Annotated in this window: 14 protein-coding genes; 4 read left to right on the top strand and 10 right to left on the bottom strand. The window is 71.6% G+C overall.

Going from position 1 to position 17792, the window contains the following annotated elements; all coding sequences use genetic code 11:
• The first annotated feature begins 117 nt into the window (after positions 1-117).
• A complete protein-coding gene (locus J2S22_RS26230) occupies positions 118-2496 on the top strand; it encodes a sensor histidine kinase (RefSeq protein WP_272779495.1) in 2379 nt (792 codons plus the stop codon).
• A gap of 12 nt (positions 2497-2508) precedes the next feature.
• On the opposite strand, the gene J2S22_RS26225 is transcribed toward J2S22_RS26230, so the two are convergent.
• The 6 genes from J2S22_RS26225 to J2S22_RS26200 all read right to left on the bottom strand — a co-directional run bounded on the left by J2S22_RS26225 (position 2509) and on the right by J2S22_RS26200 (position 10660).
• Positions 2509-3066: an RES family NAD+ phosphorylase gene (locus J2S22_RS26225; RefSeq protein WP_272779496.1), complete on the bottom strand. Its 558-nt coding sequence runs from the start codon at positions 3064-3066 to the stop codon at positions 2509-2511.
• Complete coding sequence (locus J2S22_RS26220; protein ID WP_272779497.1) at positions 3066-3404, bottom strand: antitoxin Xre/MbcA/ParS toxin-binding domain-containing protein; 339 nt, start codon at positions 3402-3404, stop codon at positions 3066-3068. Before J2S22_RS26220 ends, J2S22_RS26225 begins: the two co-directional genes overlap by 1 nt.
• 83 nt (positions 3405-3487) lie before the next feature.
• Positions 3488-6436, bottom strand: a complete 2949-nt coding sequence (locus J2S22_RS26215; protein ID WP_272779529.1) for a bifunctional [glutamine synthetase] adenylyltransferase/[glutamine synthetase]-adenylyl-L-tyrosine phosphorylase — start codon at positions 6434-6436, stop codon at positions 3488-3490.
• Between the two features lie 31 nt (positions 6437-6467).
• Complete coding sequence (locus J2S22_RS26210; RefSeq protein WP_272779498.1) at positions 6468-8018, bottom strand: HAMP domain-containing sensor histidine kinase; 1551 nt, start codon at positions 8016-8018, stop codon at positions 6468-6470.
• Positions 8002-8679, bottom strand: a complete 678-nt coding sequence (locus J2S22_RS26205) for a response regulator transcription factor (RefSeq protein ID WP_272779530.1) — start codon at positions 8677-8679, stop codon at positions 8002-8004. The genes J2S22_RS26210 and J2S22_RS26205 overlap by 17 nt, the downstream gene beginning before the upstream one ends.
• Before the next feature lie 430 nt (positions 8680-9109).
• On the bottom strand, positions 9110-10660 hold the full coding sequence (locus tag J2S22_RS26200) for a Do family serine endopeptidase (RefSeq protein WP_272779499.1): 1551 nt from the start codon (positions 10658-10660) through the stop codon (positions 9110-9112).
• A gap of 272 nt (positions 10661-10932) precedes the next feature.
• On the opposite strand from J2S22_RS26200, the gene J2S22_RS26195 reads away from it, so the two are divergent.
• On the top strand, positions 10933-11982 hold the full coding sequence (locus J2S22_RS26195) for a magnesium and cobalt transport protein CorA (RefSeq protein WP_272779500.1): 1050 nt from the start codon (positions 10933-10935) through the stop codon (positions 11980-11982).
• Positions 11983-12233: 251 nt separating this feature from the next.
• Here J2S22_RS26195 and J2S22_RS26190 read toward each other — a convergent pair whose 3' ends face one another.
• Positions 12234-12713 (bottom strand): cytochrome c-type biogenesis protein, encoded by a 480-nt coding sequence (locus tag J2S22_RS26190; RefSeq protein ID WP_272779501.1) that lies wholly within the window; start codon positions 12711-12713, stop codon positions 12234-12236.
• A 50-nt stretch (positions 12714-12763) separates the two neighbouring features.
• Between J2S22_RS26190 and J2S22_RS26185 the strand changes: the two genes are divergently transcribed.
• A complete protein-coding gene (locus J2S22_RS26185) occupies positions 12764-13006 on the top strand; it encodes a type II toxin-antitoxin system RelE family toxin (protein WP_272779502.1) in 243 nt (80 codons plus the stop codon).
• Positions 13007-13042: 36 nt separating this feature from the next.
• Positions 13043-13507: a helix-turn-helix transcriptional regulator gene (locus tag J2S22_RS26180; RefSeq protein ID WP_272779503.1), complete on the top strand. Its 465-nt coding sequence runs from the start codon at positions 13043-13045 to the stop codon at positions 13505-13507.
• 44 nt (positions 13508-13551) lie between these two features.
• On the opposite strand, the gene J2S22_RS26175 is transcribed toward J2S22_RS26180, so the two are convergent.
• The 3 genes from J2S22_RS26175 to ccmI are packed head-to-tail and all read right to left on the bottom strand — an operon-like array spanning position 13552 to position 17587.
• Entirely contained in the window at positions 13552-15531 is a 1980-nt protein-coding gene (locus tag J2S22_RS26175) for a heme lyase CcmF/NrfE family subunit (protein WP_272779504.1), read from the bottom strand.
• Positions 15528-16070, bottom strand: coding sequence for a cytochrome c maturation protein CcmE (gene ccmE, locus J2S22_RS26170; RefSeq protein WP_272779505.1), 543 nt, complete (start codon positions 16068-16070; stop codon positions 15528-15530). The genes J2S22_RS26175 and ccmE overlap by 4 nt, the downstream gene beginning before the upstream one ends.
• Positions 16067-17587 (bottom strand): c-type cytochrome biogenesis protein CcmI, encoded by a 1521-nt coding sequence (gene ccmI, locus J2S22_RS26165; protein WP_272779506.1) that lies wholly within the window; start codon positions 17585-17587, stop codon positions 16067-16069. Before ccmI ends, ccmE begins: the two co-directional genes overlap by 4 nt.
• Positions 17588-17792: the final 205 nt, after the last annotated feature.

Raw genomic sequence — 17792 nt, 5'->3', positions numbered from 1 at the left:
GAAATCGATTCGGTGACTCTCGACAAATCGTTAATATTCGATTCCAATGCCGCCGTTCGGGGAGATGCGGCACATCCTTCCGACCAACTCAGGACTGAATCCGAACGGAGGCTGGCGATGGCGCCCGCTCACGGCGCGAGCGCGTCGGCGAGTACCGATTCCATCAAGGCGTTGGCGCAGTCCGTCGCCAAGCCGACGTATCGTCGGCTCCTGGTGGCCGAGCCCGTCCTGCGACGTGCGGTTCCGGTTCTCATCCTGGTCTTCCTGATCACGATCGCTACCGGCGCGGCCGTGCAGATCCGCGACAATCATCGTCACGCCGTCGCCGCCGCGGCTTCGGAGCTCGAGGTGCTCGCGGCGCTGCTCGCCGAGCGGCTCGATCGCGTCGCCCGCACGACGGCGCCGGGTCGCCTGCAGGACGAGGTGACGGCGCTGATCGGCACCGACCCGGCGCTGCGCGACCGCGACGTCTTCGTCGGCAACGCGGCCGGGGTGGTGATCGCCTCGACCCCGCCGGAGCGCGGCCGCGGCCGCCGTCTCGCCGATCTCGCCACCCCGATCGCCGGCGCGGCACCGCTCGGCCACCGCGCCAGCGTCGTCGAGAGCGAGCTCGCCGAGGGTGGCACCGGCCTGGTGACGGTGCGCGACCTGCCGGCCCCGCTCGGCCGGGTACTGGTGATCATCCCGTCGTCGACCGCCACGGCGGCGTGGCGGTCCGACGCGGCGATGACCGTCACGCTGTCGGCGACCACCGGCTTCGTCGTGCTGATCCTCGGCTTCGCCTTCCACTGGCAGGCGGTGCGGGCCCGCGAAGCCGACCTGATCCACGACACGGTGCGCCACCGCATCGACACCGCCCTCAACCGCGGCCGCTGCGGCCTGTGGGACTGGGACCTCGCCTCGGGCCGGATCTTCTGGTCGCACTCGATGTTCGCGATCCTCGGCATCGAGTCCCGCGACGAGCTGCTGGAGTTCGAGGATCTCGAGGCGCTGGTCAATTCGCAGGACGTCGACCTCGCCGGTCTCGCGACCCAGATCGCCGACGGCCAGACCCGCGCGATCGATCGCGCCTTCCGCATGCGCCACGCGCGCGGCGACTGGGTGTGGCTGCGCGTGCGCTGCGAGATCATCCGCCAGGACGGCGGCGTGCATCTGATCGGGATCGCGGTCGACATCACCGAGCAGAAGAGCCTGGTCGAGAAGACGGTCGCCGCGGATCTGAGGTTGCGCGACGCGATCGAGACGGTGCCCGAGGCCTTCGTGCTGTGGGACGCCGAGAACCGCCTGGTGATGTGCAACTCCAACTTCCAGGAGCTGTACAACCTCTCCGACTCCGCCGTCGTCGCCGGCACCTCCTACGAGGCGGTGCTCGCCGCCGGCAGCCAGCACGTTGTGCGCACCATCGTGGCCGAGAACGGCGCCGCCGCGGCGGGCGGCCGCACCTTCGAGGCCCAGCTCGACGACGGCCGCTGGCTGCAGATCAGCGAGCGGCGCACCAAGGACGGCGGCTACGTCTCGGTCGGCACCGACATCACAAAGATCAAGCGCCACGAGGAGAAGCTGATCGAGAGCGAGCGCCGCCTGATGGCGACGATCAGCGACCTGCGCAACTCGCAGCAGGCGCTGCAGAGCCAGGCGCGCCAGCTCTCCGAGCTCGCCGAGAAATACGCCGTCGAGAAGACCCGGGCCGAGGACGCCAACCAGGCCAAGTCGAAGTTCCTCGCCAACATGAGCCACGAGCTGCGCACGCCGCTCAACGCCATCATTGGCTTCTCGGAGATCATGGAGGCGCGGCTGTTCGGGCCGCTCGGCGTCGACCGCTACGACGAGTACTGCCGCGACATCCGCGAGAGCGGCCAGTACCTGCTCGACGTCATCAACGACATCCTCGACATGTCGCGCATCGAGGCCGGCCGGCTGCGCCTCGACTTCGAGACGGTCGAGGTCGACCGCATCCTCGGCGAGGCGATCCGGGTTGTGGCGAAGCGGGCCCGGGACAAGTCGCTCACCGTCACGTCGCGCATCGCGCCGGAGATCGGCCTCGTCGCCGACCGCCGCGCCGTCAAGCAGGTGGTGCTGAATCTCCTCTCCAACGCGGTGAAGTTCACCCCGGACGGCGGCGAGGTGCGGGTGCACGGGCGCCGCAGCGGCGACAGCATCGTCATCGCCATCGCCGACACCGGCATCGGCATCACCCGACAGGCGCTGGCCCGACTCGGCCGCCCGTTCGAGCAGGTCGAGGACCAGTTCACCAAGAGCCACCAGGGCTCGGGTCTCGGCCTCGCCATCTCGAAGTCGCTGGTCGAGCTGCACCACGGCAGCATGCGGCTGCGCTCGACCCCGAACAAGGGCACGATCGTGGTGGTGCGCCTGCCGATCGAGGCGACCCGCGAGCAGGCCACCCGCATCGGCGAGCTGCAGGCGGCCGCCCGGCGCTTCGATGCCGCCCTGGCCGGCGCCGACCTCGACGGCGCCGCCGTCCGCCCCTGCGCGTGAGGAGCGGACAGCCTAACGGCGCACCCGCAGGCGCCAGGCCATCCAGTCGATCGGCTCGGGCTCGCTCGCGACCACCGTGATCGCATCGGGTGCGAGACGATCGGTGAAGAGCATCAGGTTCGCGCAGGACCATCGGGCGCTCGGCGCCACCAGACCGTCGAAACCGAGGAAATGGGCCGCATCGGCGATGTCCTGCGTTCGTCCGTAGTCGCGCTCCCCCCAGCGATCGACATCGACACCGAGGCGGGCGCGCATCGCCATGTCGGCGATGTGCAACGTTCGGACTCCCGTAATTCGCAGCCGATGCGCGAACCAACGCGGCCTGGACGGAAAGACCGGCTGCGACGACAGCAGCGCGTGGATCTCGGCCCCGGCGCCGTCACGGTCCAAAGCCGTATAGAGAACCTCGAACCGTCCGTTGCACCACCGACTGAGCGAGGCGCCGCCGAGGCACGGGTCCCGCCCTTCGCGGACGATCCGCCACGTCTCGCCCTCGAACGGCTCGCGCGCCAGCGCGTCGACCGCGTCGAGAAGCTCGAGGTCGCGGGCCCGGCGGAGATCGTCGGGCATCAGGTGAAGGCGCCCTGGTCCAGCGCCTCTATGATCGCCAGAACATCCTCGGTCCGGCCGGAATGAATCAGGTCGATGGCCCGCTCGCCGCCGAGCATCGGATGCCGCGCATGGAGCCAGAGCCGCGTCTCGTCCGGCGTGTAGAGCTCGGCGAGCCGGTCGACGACATAACGCAGCTCGGCCATCACGGTCTGGGTGCGCAAGTCCGGCATCGCCTTGCCGCTCGCCCAGCGCGACACCGTCGCGGGAGAGACTGCGACGATGTTGGCGATGTCCTTGCCCTGCAGGCCACCACCTTCTCGAAGTCGATCGAGGATCCGGCTCACGGCCGTGGACATCACCACGCCTCCAGCACATCGCACATCGATTTCAAATCATCATCCAATTGAAATCGATATGCAACCGCCGGCCGGCCGCGATGCTACGGCTCCTCCCCGAGGATCCGCACGAAGCTGGCGCGGACCCGCTCCTGGGTCTCGGCGAGGTGGGCCTCCAGGGTCGGGAAATCGGGCACGTCGGCGGCGCGGGTGAGCAGCGCGAGCAGGCCGGCGCCGGCCTTCTCCGGGACGAACGGTCCCGGCAGGCACAGCCGCAGCACGTGGGTCAGGTCGTGATAGAGACGCGCCGCCGGGCGCAGCACCTCGGCGTCCTCGACCGCGAGGAGCCCGTGCCGGGCCGCCTTCTCCAGCACCCGGATGGTCGAGGTGTCGAGGATGGCCGGCGTCTTGGCGGCGTGGACGAGCTGCAGGTACTGGGCGACGAACTCGATGTCGACCAGGCCGCCGGCGACGTATTTCAGGTTCCAGCGCTCGCTGTCGCCCTTCTCGGTCGCGATGGCGCGGCGCATCTCGACGACGTCGCCCGCGATGGTCTTCGCGTCGCGCGGCACGCACAGGACCGCCCGGATCGCCTGCTCGACGGCGCGGGCGAAGGCGGGCGACGCCGAGACGACGCGGGCCCGCGTCAGCGCCAGGTGCTCCCAGGTCCACGCCTCGCTGCGCTGATACTCGCGGAAGGCGGCGAGCGAGGTGGCGACCGGGCCGGAGCGGCCGGACGGCCGCAGCCGCATGTCGACCTCGTAGAGGCGGCCATGATTGGTCTGGGTGGTCAGCGCGTTGATCAGCCGCTGGGTGAAGCGGGCCCAGTACTGGCTGCCGTAGAGCGAGCGGGCGCCGTCGGACTCGGGGCTCTGCTCGTCGAAGTCGTAGATGACGATCAGGTCGAGGTCGGAGGAGGCCGTCATCTCGCGGCCGCCGAGCTTGCCCATGGCGAGCACGGCGCTCTCGCCGCCCTTGATGCGGCCGTAGGTCGCCGCGAAGCTGCGCTCGACCGAGCGGTGCAGCGCCTTGATCACCACGTCGGCGAGCCCGGCGAAGGCGTCGCCGGCCTGCACGGCCGAGACCGTGCCGGAGAGGATGCGGGCGCCGATCAGGAACATGTGCTCCTGGCCGAACAGCCGCACGCGGTCGAGAAAGTCCTCGTCGGAGCGCGCCTGGGCGAGCGAGCGCTCGAGCTCCGCGTCGAGCCGCGCGGCGTCCGGCAGCGCGCCGAAGAAGGCCGGATCGATCAGCGGATCCATCACCTGCGGATGCGCCGCCAGGATGTCGGCGAGCCGCGGCGCGGTGCCGAGCAGCAGGCCGACCAGCGCCACCAGGTCCGGGTTCTGGTTGAGCAGCGCGAACAACCGCCCGCCGCCGTGCAGGCCATTGAGGAAATGATCGAAGGCCAGCACCGCGCCGTCCGGGTTCTCCGAGCTGGCGAGCTGGTCGAGCAGCATCGGCACGAGCTGCTCGAAATGCGTCCGCGCCGTCTCGCCGCGCAGGCCGCGCGGCGCCCCGGTCAGCCAGCGCCGCACCGTGGTCGAGACCTCGAGCGGGGTGCGGAAGCCCATGGCGCCGAGCTTGTCGAGCGTCTCCTTGTCGTCGCGGTCGGCCGGGAAGGCGAGGCCGCGCTGCTCGGCGGCACGCAGGGCGGCGTGCTCGAACAGCGCGCCGTAGTGGCGCTGGACGACGTTCAGCTCGGCGAGCAGCGCCGCCGCGAAGGCGTCCCGGCTCTCGTAGCCGAGGAAACGGGCGAAGCGCTCCAGCGCCGGCCGGTCGGAGGGCAGGTTGTGGGTCTGCTCGTCGGCGACCATCTGCAGGCGGTGCTCGACCTCGCGCAGGAACCGGTAGGCGCGGGCGAGCTCGGTCGCCGCCTCCGGCGCGATCCAGCCGCCCTCGGCGAGGACGGTGAGCATCGCCAGCGTCTCGCGGCCGCGCAGGCCGGGATTGCGGCCGCCGGCGATGAGCTGCTGGGTCTGCACGAAGAACTCGATCTCGCGGATGCCGCCGCGGCCGAGCTTGACGTTGTGGCCCTCCACCGCGATGTCGCCGTGGCCCTTGTAGGCGTGGATCTGGCGCTTCATCGCGTGCACGTCGGCGAGCGTCGCGAAGTCGAGATACTTGCGCCAGACGAACGGCGTCAGCTCCTTGAGCACCACCCCGCCGAGCGCCAGGTCGCCGGCGCAGGGCCGCGCCTTGATGAAGGCGGCGCGCTCCCAGTTCTGGCCGATGCTCTCGTAGTAGTGCAGCGCCGCCGGCACCGAGACCGCGACCTGGGTCGAGGCCGGGTCGGGGCGCAGGCGCAGGTCGACGCGGAACACGTAGCCGTCCCCGGTGCGCTCCTGCAGCAGCTTGATCAGGCTGCGGGTGATCCGCACGAACAGCAGGCCCGGCTCGATGTCGGGGGCGAGCGGCGCCGCCGGATCGAAGAACACGATGAGGTCGATGTCGCTCGAATAGTTGAGCTCGTGGGCGCCGCCCTTGCCCATGGCGAAGACGACGTAGCCGGAGTGCTCCTCGATGTGGTCGGGATCGCGCGGCACCAGCTTGCCGGCCCGCATGGCGGCGAGGAGCAGATAGCGCACCGCCGCCCGCACGGCCGTGTCGGCGAGGTCGCTGAGCGCCCGGGTGACCCGCTCCAGCGCCCACACCCCGCCGATGTCGGCGAGCGCGATCAGCAGCGCCGCCTCGGCCTTGAGCCGGCGCAGCAGCCGCATCACCTCGGCGTCGTCGCGGCTCTGCGCGACCGCCCGGAACGTCTCCGAGAGACGAGCCGGAAAGCGCGCGTCCGGGTCGGAGCCGAGCAGCGCCACGAAGGTTGCGGGATCGCGCCGGACCAGCTCCCACAGGAAGGGCGAGCCGTCGGCCAGCCCTTCGGCGAGGGCCCGCACCATCGGATGCCGGGCGGCGATCGCGGCGAAGGCGGCGCCGGCCTCGCCCGCCTCGCCGATCCAGTCGTCGACCGCCTCGCGGGCGGTCTCGGCCTCGACCATCAGGGGGGCACGCACGATGCGCGCCGCGAGCGTCGCGGGCGTCGCGTCCACGGCCATCGCTGCCGGCTGGTTCGCCACGGAAGGTCCTTCAGGCGGGGGCCGGACGGGGGAGGGAGAGGACGACCCGGAGACCCGGCGCATTGTCTTCGAGCCGCAGTTCCCCTCCATGAAGCCGGGCGATCGCGGATGCAAGGCTCAATCCTAATCCGGAGCCCGGCTTGGAACGGCTCTTCTCCAGCCGGACGAACCGCTCCAGCACCCGGGCGCGGTCCTCCGGCGCGATGCCGGGCCCGCGATCGGCGACCGCCAGCTCGACCCGGTCCCCCACCACGGCGGCGGAGACCACCACGTCGGCCGGCGCCGCCGGGAACATCGGCGGTGCGTCGAGCAGCAGCCGGGCGCCCGTGCCGGCCGCCGGCTCGATCTCCCCGGCCCCGGCCGGAACGGGCCCGGCCGGACCGGCGCCGACATCCGCGGACACGGCCTCGGCCGCGGCCGGCACCGGCAGGCGGGCCGCCGCGGGCTCGGCCTCGGCCGCGTATTTGATGGCGTTGTCGATCAGGTTGGCCAGCGCCTGTCCGATCAGCTCGCGGTTCGCCCTGACGGCCACCGTCTCGGCCGCCTCGACCCGCAGGGCGAGCCCCTTCTCCTCGGCCAGCGGCTCGTACAGCTCGCCGACGTCGCGCGCGATCGCGGCGGCGTCGAACACCACCATGTCGGCGCGCGGCTCGCCGGACTCGGCCCGGGCGATCATCAGGAGGCTCTCGAAGGTGCGGATCAGCCCGTCCGACTCCTCGATGACCGCCTCCAGCGCCTGCCGGTAGTCGGCCTCGCTGGTCGCGTGGCGCAGCGCCGCCTCGCTGAGGTTGCGCAGCCGGGTCAGCGGCGTCTTCAGGTCGTGAGCGACGTTGTCGGTCACCTCCTTGAGGCCGCGCAGAAGCGTCTCGATCCGCTCCAGCATGGTGTTGAGGCTGGTCGCCAGGCGATCGAGCTCGTCGCCCGAGCCGCCGACCGGCAGCCGCCCCGAGAGGTCGCCCGCCATGATCAGGCGGGCCTTGTCGGTCATGGCGTCGATCCGGCGCAGCACCCGCTGGCTGACGAACACGCCGCCGACCAGGCCGAGCACGAGGACGATCGCCACCGACCACCGCCCGGCGGTCGCGACGATGCGGAACATGTGCTCGCGCTCGGCGAGGTCGCGGCCGACCAGGAGGCGGAAGCCGCCCGGCAGGGCCGTGACCTTGACGACCGCGATGTGCTCGCCGCCGTCCGGCTCCTCCAGCCGGCGGTAGCTGGTCTCGACCCAGCCGGTGCGCTCGATGACCCCGGGCTCCAGCGAGGCGACGTTGCCGGCGACGCCGGCGCCGGTCGGCGTGGTGACGAGATAGAGGCTCGAGCCCGGCTGATTGGCGCGGCTCTCGACGATGTGGACGAGCCGGCGCAGCCCGGCGGCCTCGTACTGGCCGGTGAGCTCCTCGATCTCGTTGTCGACCGTGCGGACGATCTGCTCGTTCATCAGCCGCCGCGTGTTGAGGGCGAAGTAGCCGAGCAGGAAGGCGGCGAACAGCGCCATCACCAGCAGGTACAGCAGGGTGAGGCGGAACGCCGTGGTCTTGAGGAGCTTAGCGAGCGCCGTCACGGATCATGTATCCGGCCCCGCGGACGGTATGGAGGAGCGGCTGCGCGAAACCCTTGTCGATCTTCGAGCGCAGGCGCGAGACGTGCACGTCGATCACGTTGGTCTGCGGATCGAAGTGATAGTCCCACACGTTCTCCAGCAGCATGGTGCGGGTCACCACCTGGCCGGCGTGCTTCATCAGGTATTCGAGCAGCCGGAACTCGCGCGGCTGCAGCACGATCTCCTCCTTGCCGCGGGTCACCCGGTGCGACAGGCGGTCGAGCTCGAGGTCGCCGACCCGATACACCGTCTCCTCACGGCCGCCGTGGCGGCGCGCCAGCACCTCGATGCGGGCGAGCAGCTCGGCGAACGAGTAGGGCTTGGCGAGATAGTCGTCGCCGCCGGCGCGAAGGCCCTTCACCCGGTCGTCGACGGCGCCGAGGGCCGACAGGATCAGGGCCGGCACGGTGACGCCCTTGGTGCGCAGCGCGCCGATCACCGACAGGCCGTCGCGCTTGGGCAGCATGCGGTCGACGATCAGCACGTCGTAGGTCTCGTGCGAGGCGAGCGCCAGCCCCTCCTCGCCGTCGGCCGCGTGGTCGGCGACATGGCCGACCTCGCGCAGCGCCTTGACCAGGTAGTCGGCCGCGTCGCGATCGTCCTCGATGATCAACAGCCGCATCGTGTGGCCCTTGGCGTCGGACGCGACGGCCCGTCCCTCGGGTGACGCCTCGACCGTCGGCATACGCAGAATGGGCGACATCGCCGCCTCCTCCGGAGAAGTAGCGAGCCCCCGACGCCGTGACAACCGCGTCGGGCGGCGGTTTCCTCCCGCCGCGCGGCGCGGGGGCCCCGCACCGGCGGGCAGCCGCCGCAAGGGCGGGACTGGCCCGCGCCGGCGGACAGGCGGGACGGAAAGGGGACGGCGGCGAACCGCCGTCCCCTCCACCGACGGCCCCGGCGGGGCGAGGATTGCCGGAACCGCCCGATGAGGCTCCGGGACGGTCGGACCGTCCCTGCGGAAGACAGGAGGGACGGGCGGGGCCCGTCCCTCTCACGGGGGCTGCGCGGCGGGGGCGACAGGTGCCGACGGCAGCACCCCGAGGTGGCGGTCAGCCCTTGCCGAGAGGCACCGCGACGAAGCGGGTGTTCTGGCCGGTCTTGACGCGCATCAGGACGGTCTTCTTGCCGCCCGTCTGGGCCTCGGCGAGCGCCTTGCGGACGTCCGCCGGGGAGTTCACGGTCGCGCCGCCGACGTCGAGGATCACGTCGCCGGTCTTCAGCCGGTCGCCGGCCGCCCCGTCGGGATCGACCTGGGTCACCACCACGCCGTCGCTGCCGCCGCCGGCCACCGAGCCGGCCGGGGCGAGGGTGAGGCCGAGCCGCGGCACCTTGGTGTCGCCGCCCCGGCCGCCGCGCTCGCCGTCGTCGTCGCCGCGCGAGGCGACCCGCTCCTTGGGCAGCTCGCCCAGGGTCAGGGTCATGGTCTCGGTCTTGCCCTTGCGGAAGACGTCGAGCTTCACGCTGGCGCCGGGCGCCATGGTGCCGATGGTCCGGGCGAGGGTGCGGGCATCCTTCACCGGCTCGCCGTTGACGGCCGTGATCACGTCGCCCGAGCGGATGCCGGCCTTGGCGGCCGGGCTGCCGCTCTGCGGCTCGGCGACCAGGGCGCCCTGCTCGGCCTTGAGGCCGAGGCTGTCGGCGATGTCGGCCGTGACCGGCTGGATCTGCACGCCGATCCAGCCGCGCGTCACCTGGCCCTTGTCCTTGAGCTGGGCGACGACGGTGCGGACCGTCTCGGCGGGGATCGCGAAGGCGATGCCGACCGAGCCGCCCGACGGCGAGAAGATCGCCGTGTTCACGCCGACCACGTTGCCGTCCATGTCGAAGCTCGGACCGCCCGAGTTGCCGCGGTTCACCGGCGCGTCGATCTGCAGGAAGTCGTCGTAGGGGCCGGCGCCGATGTCACGGCCGCGCGCCGAGACGATGCCGGCCGTCACGGTGCCGCCGAGGCCGAACGGATTGCCGACCGCCAGCACCCAGTCGCCGATGCGCGGCGCCTTGTCGCCGAGCGCCACGGCCGGGAAGTCGGTGCGGCCCTCGACCTTGATCAGCGCCAGGTCGGTGCGCGGATCGGTGCCGATGACCTTGGCCGTGTAGGTCTTGCCGTCGTCGGTGGTGACCTGGACGCTCTCCGCCTTGTCGACCACGTGGTTGTTGGTCACGGCGTAGCCGTCCGGCGTGATGAAGAAGCCGGAGCCCTGGCCGGTGGAGAACTGGCGGCGGCGCTGACGCGGCTGGTCCGGCATGCCGTCGGGCTGGCCGAAGCGCCGGAAGAAGAACTCGAAGGGCGAGCCCGGACCGAACGGATCCTCCTCGCCGCGGGTGCCGACGCGCGGCCGCTCGTTGCTGACCTTGACCTTCACCGAGATCACGGCCGGCTTCACCTTGTCGACGATGTCGGCGAACCCGGCGGGACGCTGGGCGTTCTGGGTCTGGGCGTGGGCCGGGGCGAGAAGGGCGGACTGCCGGCTGCCCGGCACGAAGTCCGGATTGACGAACAGCACGCCGGCGCCCAGCGCACCGACGGTCGCGAGAAGCGCCAGGCGCCGCGCCGACACGATGCTGCGCGCCTTCTGCTTCAGGGGTTGGCTCTCGATCATGAAAGGCTCCATCGTCTCATCGTCCGGCGGCGCGAACCGCATCACCGTCGGGAGAGAAGATGAGAGCGGGAGGATTACCGTGTCCTGACCGGCGGATTAAACATCGGTAAGGTGGGATTCCGATGAAAGACCGGGAAAATCAACGAATTGGGCGGAAGAACGGCGACCGCTCCCGGGTTTCGCTTGGCGGCGGGGCCGGGCGGGATTACATCGGCCGGACCCTGTTCCCCGCCCTGCGGGTCCTCCGCCCGTCCGGCCCGCCGAGACCGACCATGACCGAGACCCTGCCGGACCGGCGCGACGCGCCGGCGTCCCCCTTCCCCGCCGCGACAGGACCGGCCGACCTCGACAGCCGGGGCCTCGTCAACGCCGTCGTCTACCGGGACGGCCGCCGGCTCGCCGACATCCCGGTCGACGAAGCCGGCCGCTGGGCCGAGCGCCCCGGCCACGTCGTCTGGATCGGCCTCTACGAGCCGAGCCACGACCTCCTCGCCCGCGTGCAGGGCCAGTTCAGGCTGCATCCGCTCGCCATCGAGGACGCCGAGAAGGCGCACCAGCAGCCCAAGCTCGAGCAGTACGGCGACACGCTGTTCGTCGTCGCCCGCACGGCCCAGATGGTCGAGGGCCGCATCGCCTTCGGCGAGACGCATCTGTTCGTCGGCCACGGCTACGTGGTGACGGTGCGGCACGGGCCTTCGAGCTCCTACGCCGAGGTGCGGCACCGGTGCGAGGCGGCCCGCGAGATGCTGCTGCAGGGCGAGGACTACATCCTCTACGCCGTGCTCGACTTCATCGTCGACAACTACGGGCCGGTGCTGGAGGCGATCACCGAGGAGGTGGAGGGCATCGAGGACCGGGTGCTGGAGGACAGCCTGAGCACCGAGGCGATCAACCGCCTCTACATGCTGCGCCGCGACCTGCTGCGGCTGCGCAACGCCGCCGGCCCCCTGGTCGACGTCTGCCAGCGGCTGGAGCACTCCAAGCTGACCGCCATCGACCCGAACCTGCAGCCGCTGTTCCGCGACGTCACCGACCACATCCGCCGCGTCCAGTCGGAGATCGACGCGCTGCGCGAGGTGCTGGCCTTCGCGTTCGAGGCCGGCCTGATGGTCGGCCAGATGCAGCAGACCGTGATCACCCGCCAGCTCGCCGCCTGGGCCGCCATCCTCGCCGTGCCGACCGCGGTCGCCGGCATCTACGGCATGAACTTCAAGCACATGCCCGAGCTCGAATGGGTCTGGGGCTACTACGTCGTCATCGCCGCCATCACCGGCGTCTGCGGCACGCTGTTCTGGTGGTTCCGCCGGGTCGGGTGGCTGTAGCAGGATTCAATGTTCGGAGTCCGTCGTTCCGGGCTGGCCGAAAGCCGGAACGCGGTCCTCCCATGGCCCCTGTCTATCCGAAGCAAATCAGACCGGGGTCATGGATTCCGGACAGCCGCTTCGCGGCATTCCGGACTGACGAGAATGCATACCGCGCAGGGTGGGTCGACCACCGCGGCGTTGCTCACGACGGCGTGGGCACGACGCTCACGCGCCTTTGCCCCCTCTACGGCGGCGGGCGATCCCCCGCCCTACCCCTTCGTCAGCTCGGAGAGCTTCTTCTTCTCCTCCTCGCTGAGCGGTGCGGCGACGGCCAGCTCCGCGGCGTCGCGGCGGCGATGCAGCATCACGCCGAAGCCGATCGCGCCGGCGAGCAGGATCAGGGCGGGCGCGACCCACAGGATCGCGGTGTGCCAGGAGAAGCGCGGCTTGAGCAGCACGAACTCGCCGTAGCGGGCGACCAGATAGTCGATCACCTGGCTGTTGCTGTCGCCTTCCTTGATCCGCTCGCGCACCAGGAGGCGGAGATCGCGGGCGAGCCCGGCGTCGGAATCGTCGATCGACTGGTTCTGGCAGACGAGGCAGCGCAGATGCTGCGAGATGTCGCGCGCCCGCTGCTCCTGCGCCGGATCCTTCAGCATCTCGTCGGGCTGCACGGCGAGAGCGGGCGCGGCGAAACAGAGGACGAGCGCGATCAGCGTCGCGGTGCAGATCAGGAGGCGTCGGATCATGAGGGCACAATCCCGGTTGACTTCGATATCGCATAATGCGATATCGAAGCATGCGGTCGATCGTCTTCACCCCGGCCGCGACGCGACAGTGGACCAAGCTGCCCAAGGCGACGCGGACCCGCATCAGGACGAGGCTGGAAGCCTACGCGGCCACCGGCCACGGGGACGTCAAGGTGCTGAGAGGCCGGGCGGGCGCCCGGCTCCGCGTCGGCGACTGGCGGATCATCTTCGACCATGACGGAGACACGATCGTGGTGGTCGCGGTCGGCCATCGCCGCGACATCTACGACTGAACGCAAGACCGACACGCTAGACGCCGGGAGACCACCATGAAGGTCCGGTTCGAGACGACCCCGAAGGGCGAGGTGGCGATCCTGCCGCGCGCCGAATACGAGCGGCTCGTCGCCCTCGCGGCGGAAGCCGCCGAGGATGCCGGCACGGCCCGGCTGGTCGCGAAGGCCCGCGAGGAGATCTCGGCTGGTGCACCGGTCTTTCCGGTCGCAGTCGCGGAGGCGCTCGCCGACGGCGAGAACCCGATCCGCGTGCTGCGCGGCTTTCGCGAGATGACCCAGGTCGAGCTCGCCGCCGCGCTCGGGATCACCCAGGGCTATCTGTCCGATCTCGAGAGCGGCAAGCGTGCCGGCCCGCTGGCGCTGCATCGGAAGCTCGCCCGGGTGCTCGCCGTGCCGCTCGATCTCCTGGCGCCCGTCGAGACCGACATCACGCCACCCGGCACGCCGTCGCGCCGCACGCCCGCGCAACGCGCGACCGGCCGCAAGACGACCCGCCGCTGAGACGCGGCGCGCAAGGCGCGCGATCACGGCGGGCGACACCATCTTCACTCCGCCGGCTGGGCGGCCAGCCGGGCCTTCGACGGGCGCGGGGCGCCGACGCGCAGGCGGCGGTCGGAGAGCGACAGGCCGCCGCCGATCGCCATCACCAGCGTGCCGATCCAGATCAGCAGCACCAGCGGCTTGTCGTAGGCCCGCACCGCGACCGAGCCGTCCGGGTTGAGATCGCCGAGCGAGACGTAGAGCTGGCCGACGCCGTGGCGCATCAGCGCCGCTTCGGTGGTCGCCATGTCGCGATGCGTGAAGGCGCGCTTGGACGGCGCCAGCGTCGCGATCCTCACCCCGCCCTCGCGCACCGAGAAGCGCACCACGAGCTCGCGGTAGTTGCCGCCCTCGCGCTGGTCGAGACCGTCGAAGGCGAGCTCGTAGCGCCCCACCGTGGCGACGTCGCCGGCCTTCATGGCGGTGATGCGCTCGATGTTCCATTGCGACTCGCCGACGATGCCGAGCAGCATGACGCCGAGCCCGGCATGGGCGACCGCGGTGCCCCAGGCGGAGCGCGGCAGGCCGGCGGCGCGGCGCAGGGTCGTCCCGGCCGGCGCCCGGAACAGGGCGATCCGCTCGGCGAGGTCGGTCGCGGCGCCGACGATCACGAACACGCCGAGGCCGATGCCGAGCGGCGCCAGCACCGGCCCGCCGGCGACCGCGATGGTGACCACCAGGGCCAGGATCGCGGCGCCCGACGCGGCCATCAGCCGTTGCGCGACCCCCAGCAGGTCGCCGCGCTTCCAGGCGAGCAGCGGGCCGAACGGCACGGCGATCAGCAGCGGCACCATCAGGGGCCCGAAGGTCATGTTGAAGAACGGCGCCCCGACCGAGATCTTGGCGCCGGTCAGCGCCTCGAGCGCCAGCGGATACAGGGTGCCGACGAACACGGTGGCGCAGGCCGTGGTGAGGAACAGGTTGTTGAACACCAGCGAGCCCTCGCGCGACACCGGCGCGAACAGGCCGCCCTGGCGCAGCATCGGAGCCCGCCAGGCGAACAGCGTCAGGCTGCCGCCGATGAACAGCACCAGGATCATCAGGATGAACACGCCGCGCGCCGGGTCGGTGGCGAAGGAGTGCACCGAGGTGAGCACGCCGGAGCGCACCAGGAAGGTGCCGATCAGCGACAGCGAGAAGGTGAGGATGGCGAGCAGGATCGTCCAGACCTTGAGGGCCTCTCGCTTCTCCATCACCAGGGCGGAGTGGAGCAGCGCCGTGCCGGCGAGCCACGGCATCAGCGAGGCGTTCTCGACCGGGTCCCAGAACCACCAACCGCCCCAGCCGAGCTCGTAATAGGCCCAGTAGGAGCCCATCGCGATGCCGAGGGTGAGGAAGATCCAGGCGACCAGGATCCACGGCCGCACCCAGCGCGCCCAGGCGGCGTCGATGCGGCCGATCAGCAGCGCCGCGGCGGCGAACGAGAACGCCATCGAGAAGCCGACATAGCCCACGTAGAGCAGCGGCGGATGGATGGCGAGGCCGATGTCCTGCAGGATCGGGTTGAGGTCGCGTCCCTCGAGCGGCGGCTGGGCGAGCCGGGCGAACGGGTTCGAGGTGAGCAGGATGAACAGGTAGAACGCGGTGGCGACGATCGCCTGCACGGCCAGGATGGCGCCGTGCAGGGCGGCCGGCAGATTCCGGGCGAAGGCGGCGAGCAGCGCGCCGAACAGCGCCAGGATCAGCACCCACAGGAGCATCGAGCCCTCGTGGTTGCCCCACACGCTGGTGATCTTGTAGACGAGCGGCATCGCCGAATGGGAGTTCGCGGCGACGTTCTCGACCGAGAAGTCGGAGACGACGTAGCTCGCGGTCAGCGCCGCGAAGGACAGCCCGACGAACAGGAACTGGGCGAGCGCGGTCGGCTTGGCCACCGCGATCAGGGCGGCGTCGCCGGTCCGCACGCCGACCAGCGGCACGATCGCCTGCGCCAGCGCCAGCGCCAGCGCCAGCACGAGGGCGTAGTGGCCGAGCTCCGGGATCATTGCGTCGCGGCTCCGGTCGAGGCGGGCTTCGCCACCGAGGACTGCGGCCCGGGCGCCGGGGCCTGCGCCGGGGTCGAGGCCGGCGTCGCGGCGCCCTGCCCCTTGTCGTAGTCGCTCTGCCAGTGGCCCTGCTTCTTCAGCGCGTCGGCGACCTCGCGCGGCATGTATTTCTCGTCGTGCTTGGCGAGCACGCTGTCGGCCTTGACGCCCGCGGTGTCGAGCACGCCCTCGGCGATCACGCCCTGCCCCTCGCGGAACAGATCCGGCAGGATCCCCTTGTAGGCGACCGTGATGGTGTTGGCGCCGTCGGTCACCTGGAAGCGCACCGCCAGGTTCTCGCCACGCTCCACCGAGCCCGGCGCGACCAGGCCGCCGATGCGCAGCCTCGTGCCGGGCTGCACCTTCTTCTCGACCACGTCGGTCGGCGAGTTGAAGAACACGATCGAGTCGTTGAGCGCGTTGAGGACGAGGCCGACCGCCACGGCCAGCACGGCGACACCGCCGGCGATCAGGGCGAAACGACGCTGCTTGCGGGTCATTGCACGGCTCCGGAACCAGCTGCGGAGCCGGCCTCGGAGAGGCCGAGCTCCTTCACGACGGTATCGAGGCGGGCGAGCTTGTCGGGCGCGCCGGCCAGCGCCTTGCGGGCATCGGCCACCGCGACGGTCGCCCGGTCGCGCTCACCGAGCGCCATATGGGTGCGCACCAGCCGCAGCCAGCCGTCGACGTCGCTGCCGTCCTGGGCGAGCCGCCGGGCGAGGCGGTCGATCAGGCCCCGCATCGTCTCGTCGTAGTCGGCGCCGGTGTCGGCGGAGGCGGACTTTTCGACGGCTCCGGACGGCCGGGCCGGTGCCGGCAGGGCGATGTCCGCCCCCGCTGCCGGAGCGGCGACGCGCGGTCCCGCCGCCGGCGCCGCGGCCGCGCCCGCAGGGCCACCCGCGTCGAGCCGGAACGCCCGCGCCTCGGCCTCCAGCCGGACCAGCCGGTCGGGCAGGTCGGCGAGCGCCCGGCGCGCCTCGGCGAGCGTGGCGCGGGCCCGATCGAGATCGCGCATCACCAGATGCGAGCGGATCAGCCGCAGCCAGCCCTCGACATCGGTGCCGTCCCGGCGCAGCCGCTCGGTGAGCTGGTCGAGCATGCCGCGCACCATCGCCTTCTGCTCCTCGCTCAGCGCCTGGGGCACCTCGGCCGGCACGCCGCCCGGCCCGGGGGCGTCGAGCCCGGCGAGCGCGGTCTTGACGAAGCCGGCCCACGGGGCGTCGGCGGGCGCCCGGTCCAGCAGGCCCTGCCAGAGGGTCCGCGCCTCGTCGGGGCGGCCGGCCTGGCGGGCGGCGAGGCCGAGATAATAGGTCGCCGAGACATGGTCCTTGTCGAGCACCCGGGCGCGCTCGAACTGCGCCTTGGCGGACGGCGTCACGATGCCGCCGGCCTGGCTGGTGAGCGCCTCGCCGAGATCGGCGACCCGGTCCCCGGTCTCGCCGAGCAGCCGGATGGCGTTGCGATAGGCCTTCACGGCCTCGTCGAAGCGCTCGAGCCGCATGTAGGCCGGGGCCAGGACGGCCCAGCCCCGGCCGTCCTCCGGATTGGTGCGCAGATGCGCCTCGACCCGCGGCACCATGGCGGCCATGGCGGCGTTCTGGTCGGTCTCGCCGGCCTTGCCGGCATGGAGGCGGGCGAGCCGCTGGGCCAGCGGCTGCGCCGGCATCTCGGGCGATCCGGTGACGAGATACCAGCCGAGCCCGGCGAGCGGCAGCGCCACCAGCACGGCGGCGGCGGCCTTGCGGAGGCCGGGGCTCTTGGAGATCGGCGTCTCGACCGGCGCCCGCGCCGCCTCGGCGGCGGCGATCAGCCGGCGGGACACCTCGACCCGGGCGGCCTCGGCCTCGGCCGGGCCGATGGCGCCGAGCGACAGGTCGCGCTCGATCTCGTCGAGCTGGTCGCGATAGACGGCGACGTCGTCGCCACCGCGCCCGGGCCCGGTGCGCCGGATCAGCGGCCACAGCGCCGCGCCGAGGGCCACGGCGGTCATCAGCGCGAGCAGGAAGGAGAGCATCATGGCGAGACCCTAAACGGTGGCCCTGTCATTGACCATGACACCCCAGGTCGCAACCTTGGGAAATGTCAAAGGCGCGTGACGCGGCCGGCAGCCGGATAGGGCGGACTGTCGGGGAAATTGTGGCCGGGCCGACGGACGCCGGCAGCCGGGAGGGCAGGATCGGGGGCGCGGTGGCATGGCACCGCGCAGGGAGGCGGGGGATGGG

Origin of the sequence: Rhodoplanes tepidamans (assembly GCF_030813915.1) — a bacterium.
In the GTDB taxonomy this organism is placed as follows: Bacteria; Pseudomonadota; Alphaproteobacteria; order Rhizobiales; family Xanthobacteraceae; genus Rhodoplanes; species Rhodoplanes tepidamans.
This window is presented reverse-complemented; position numbering and strand designations above follow the sequence as displayed.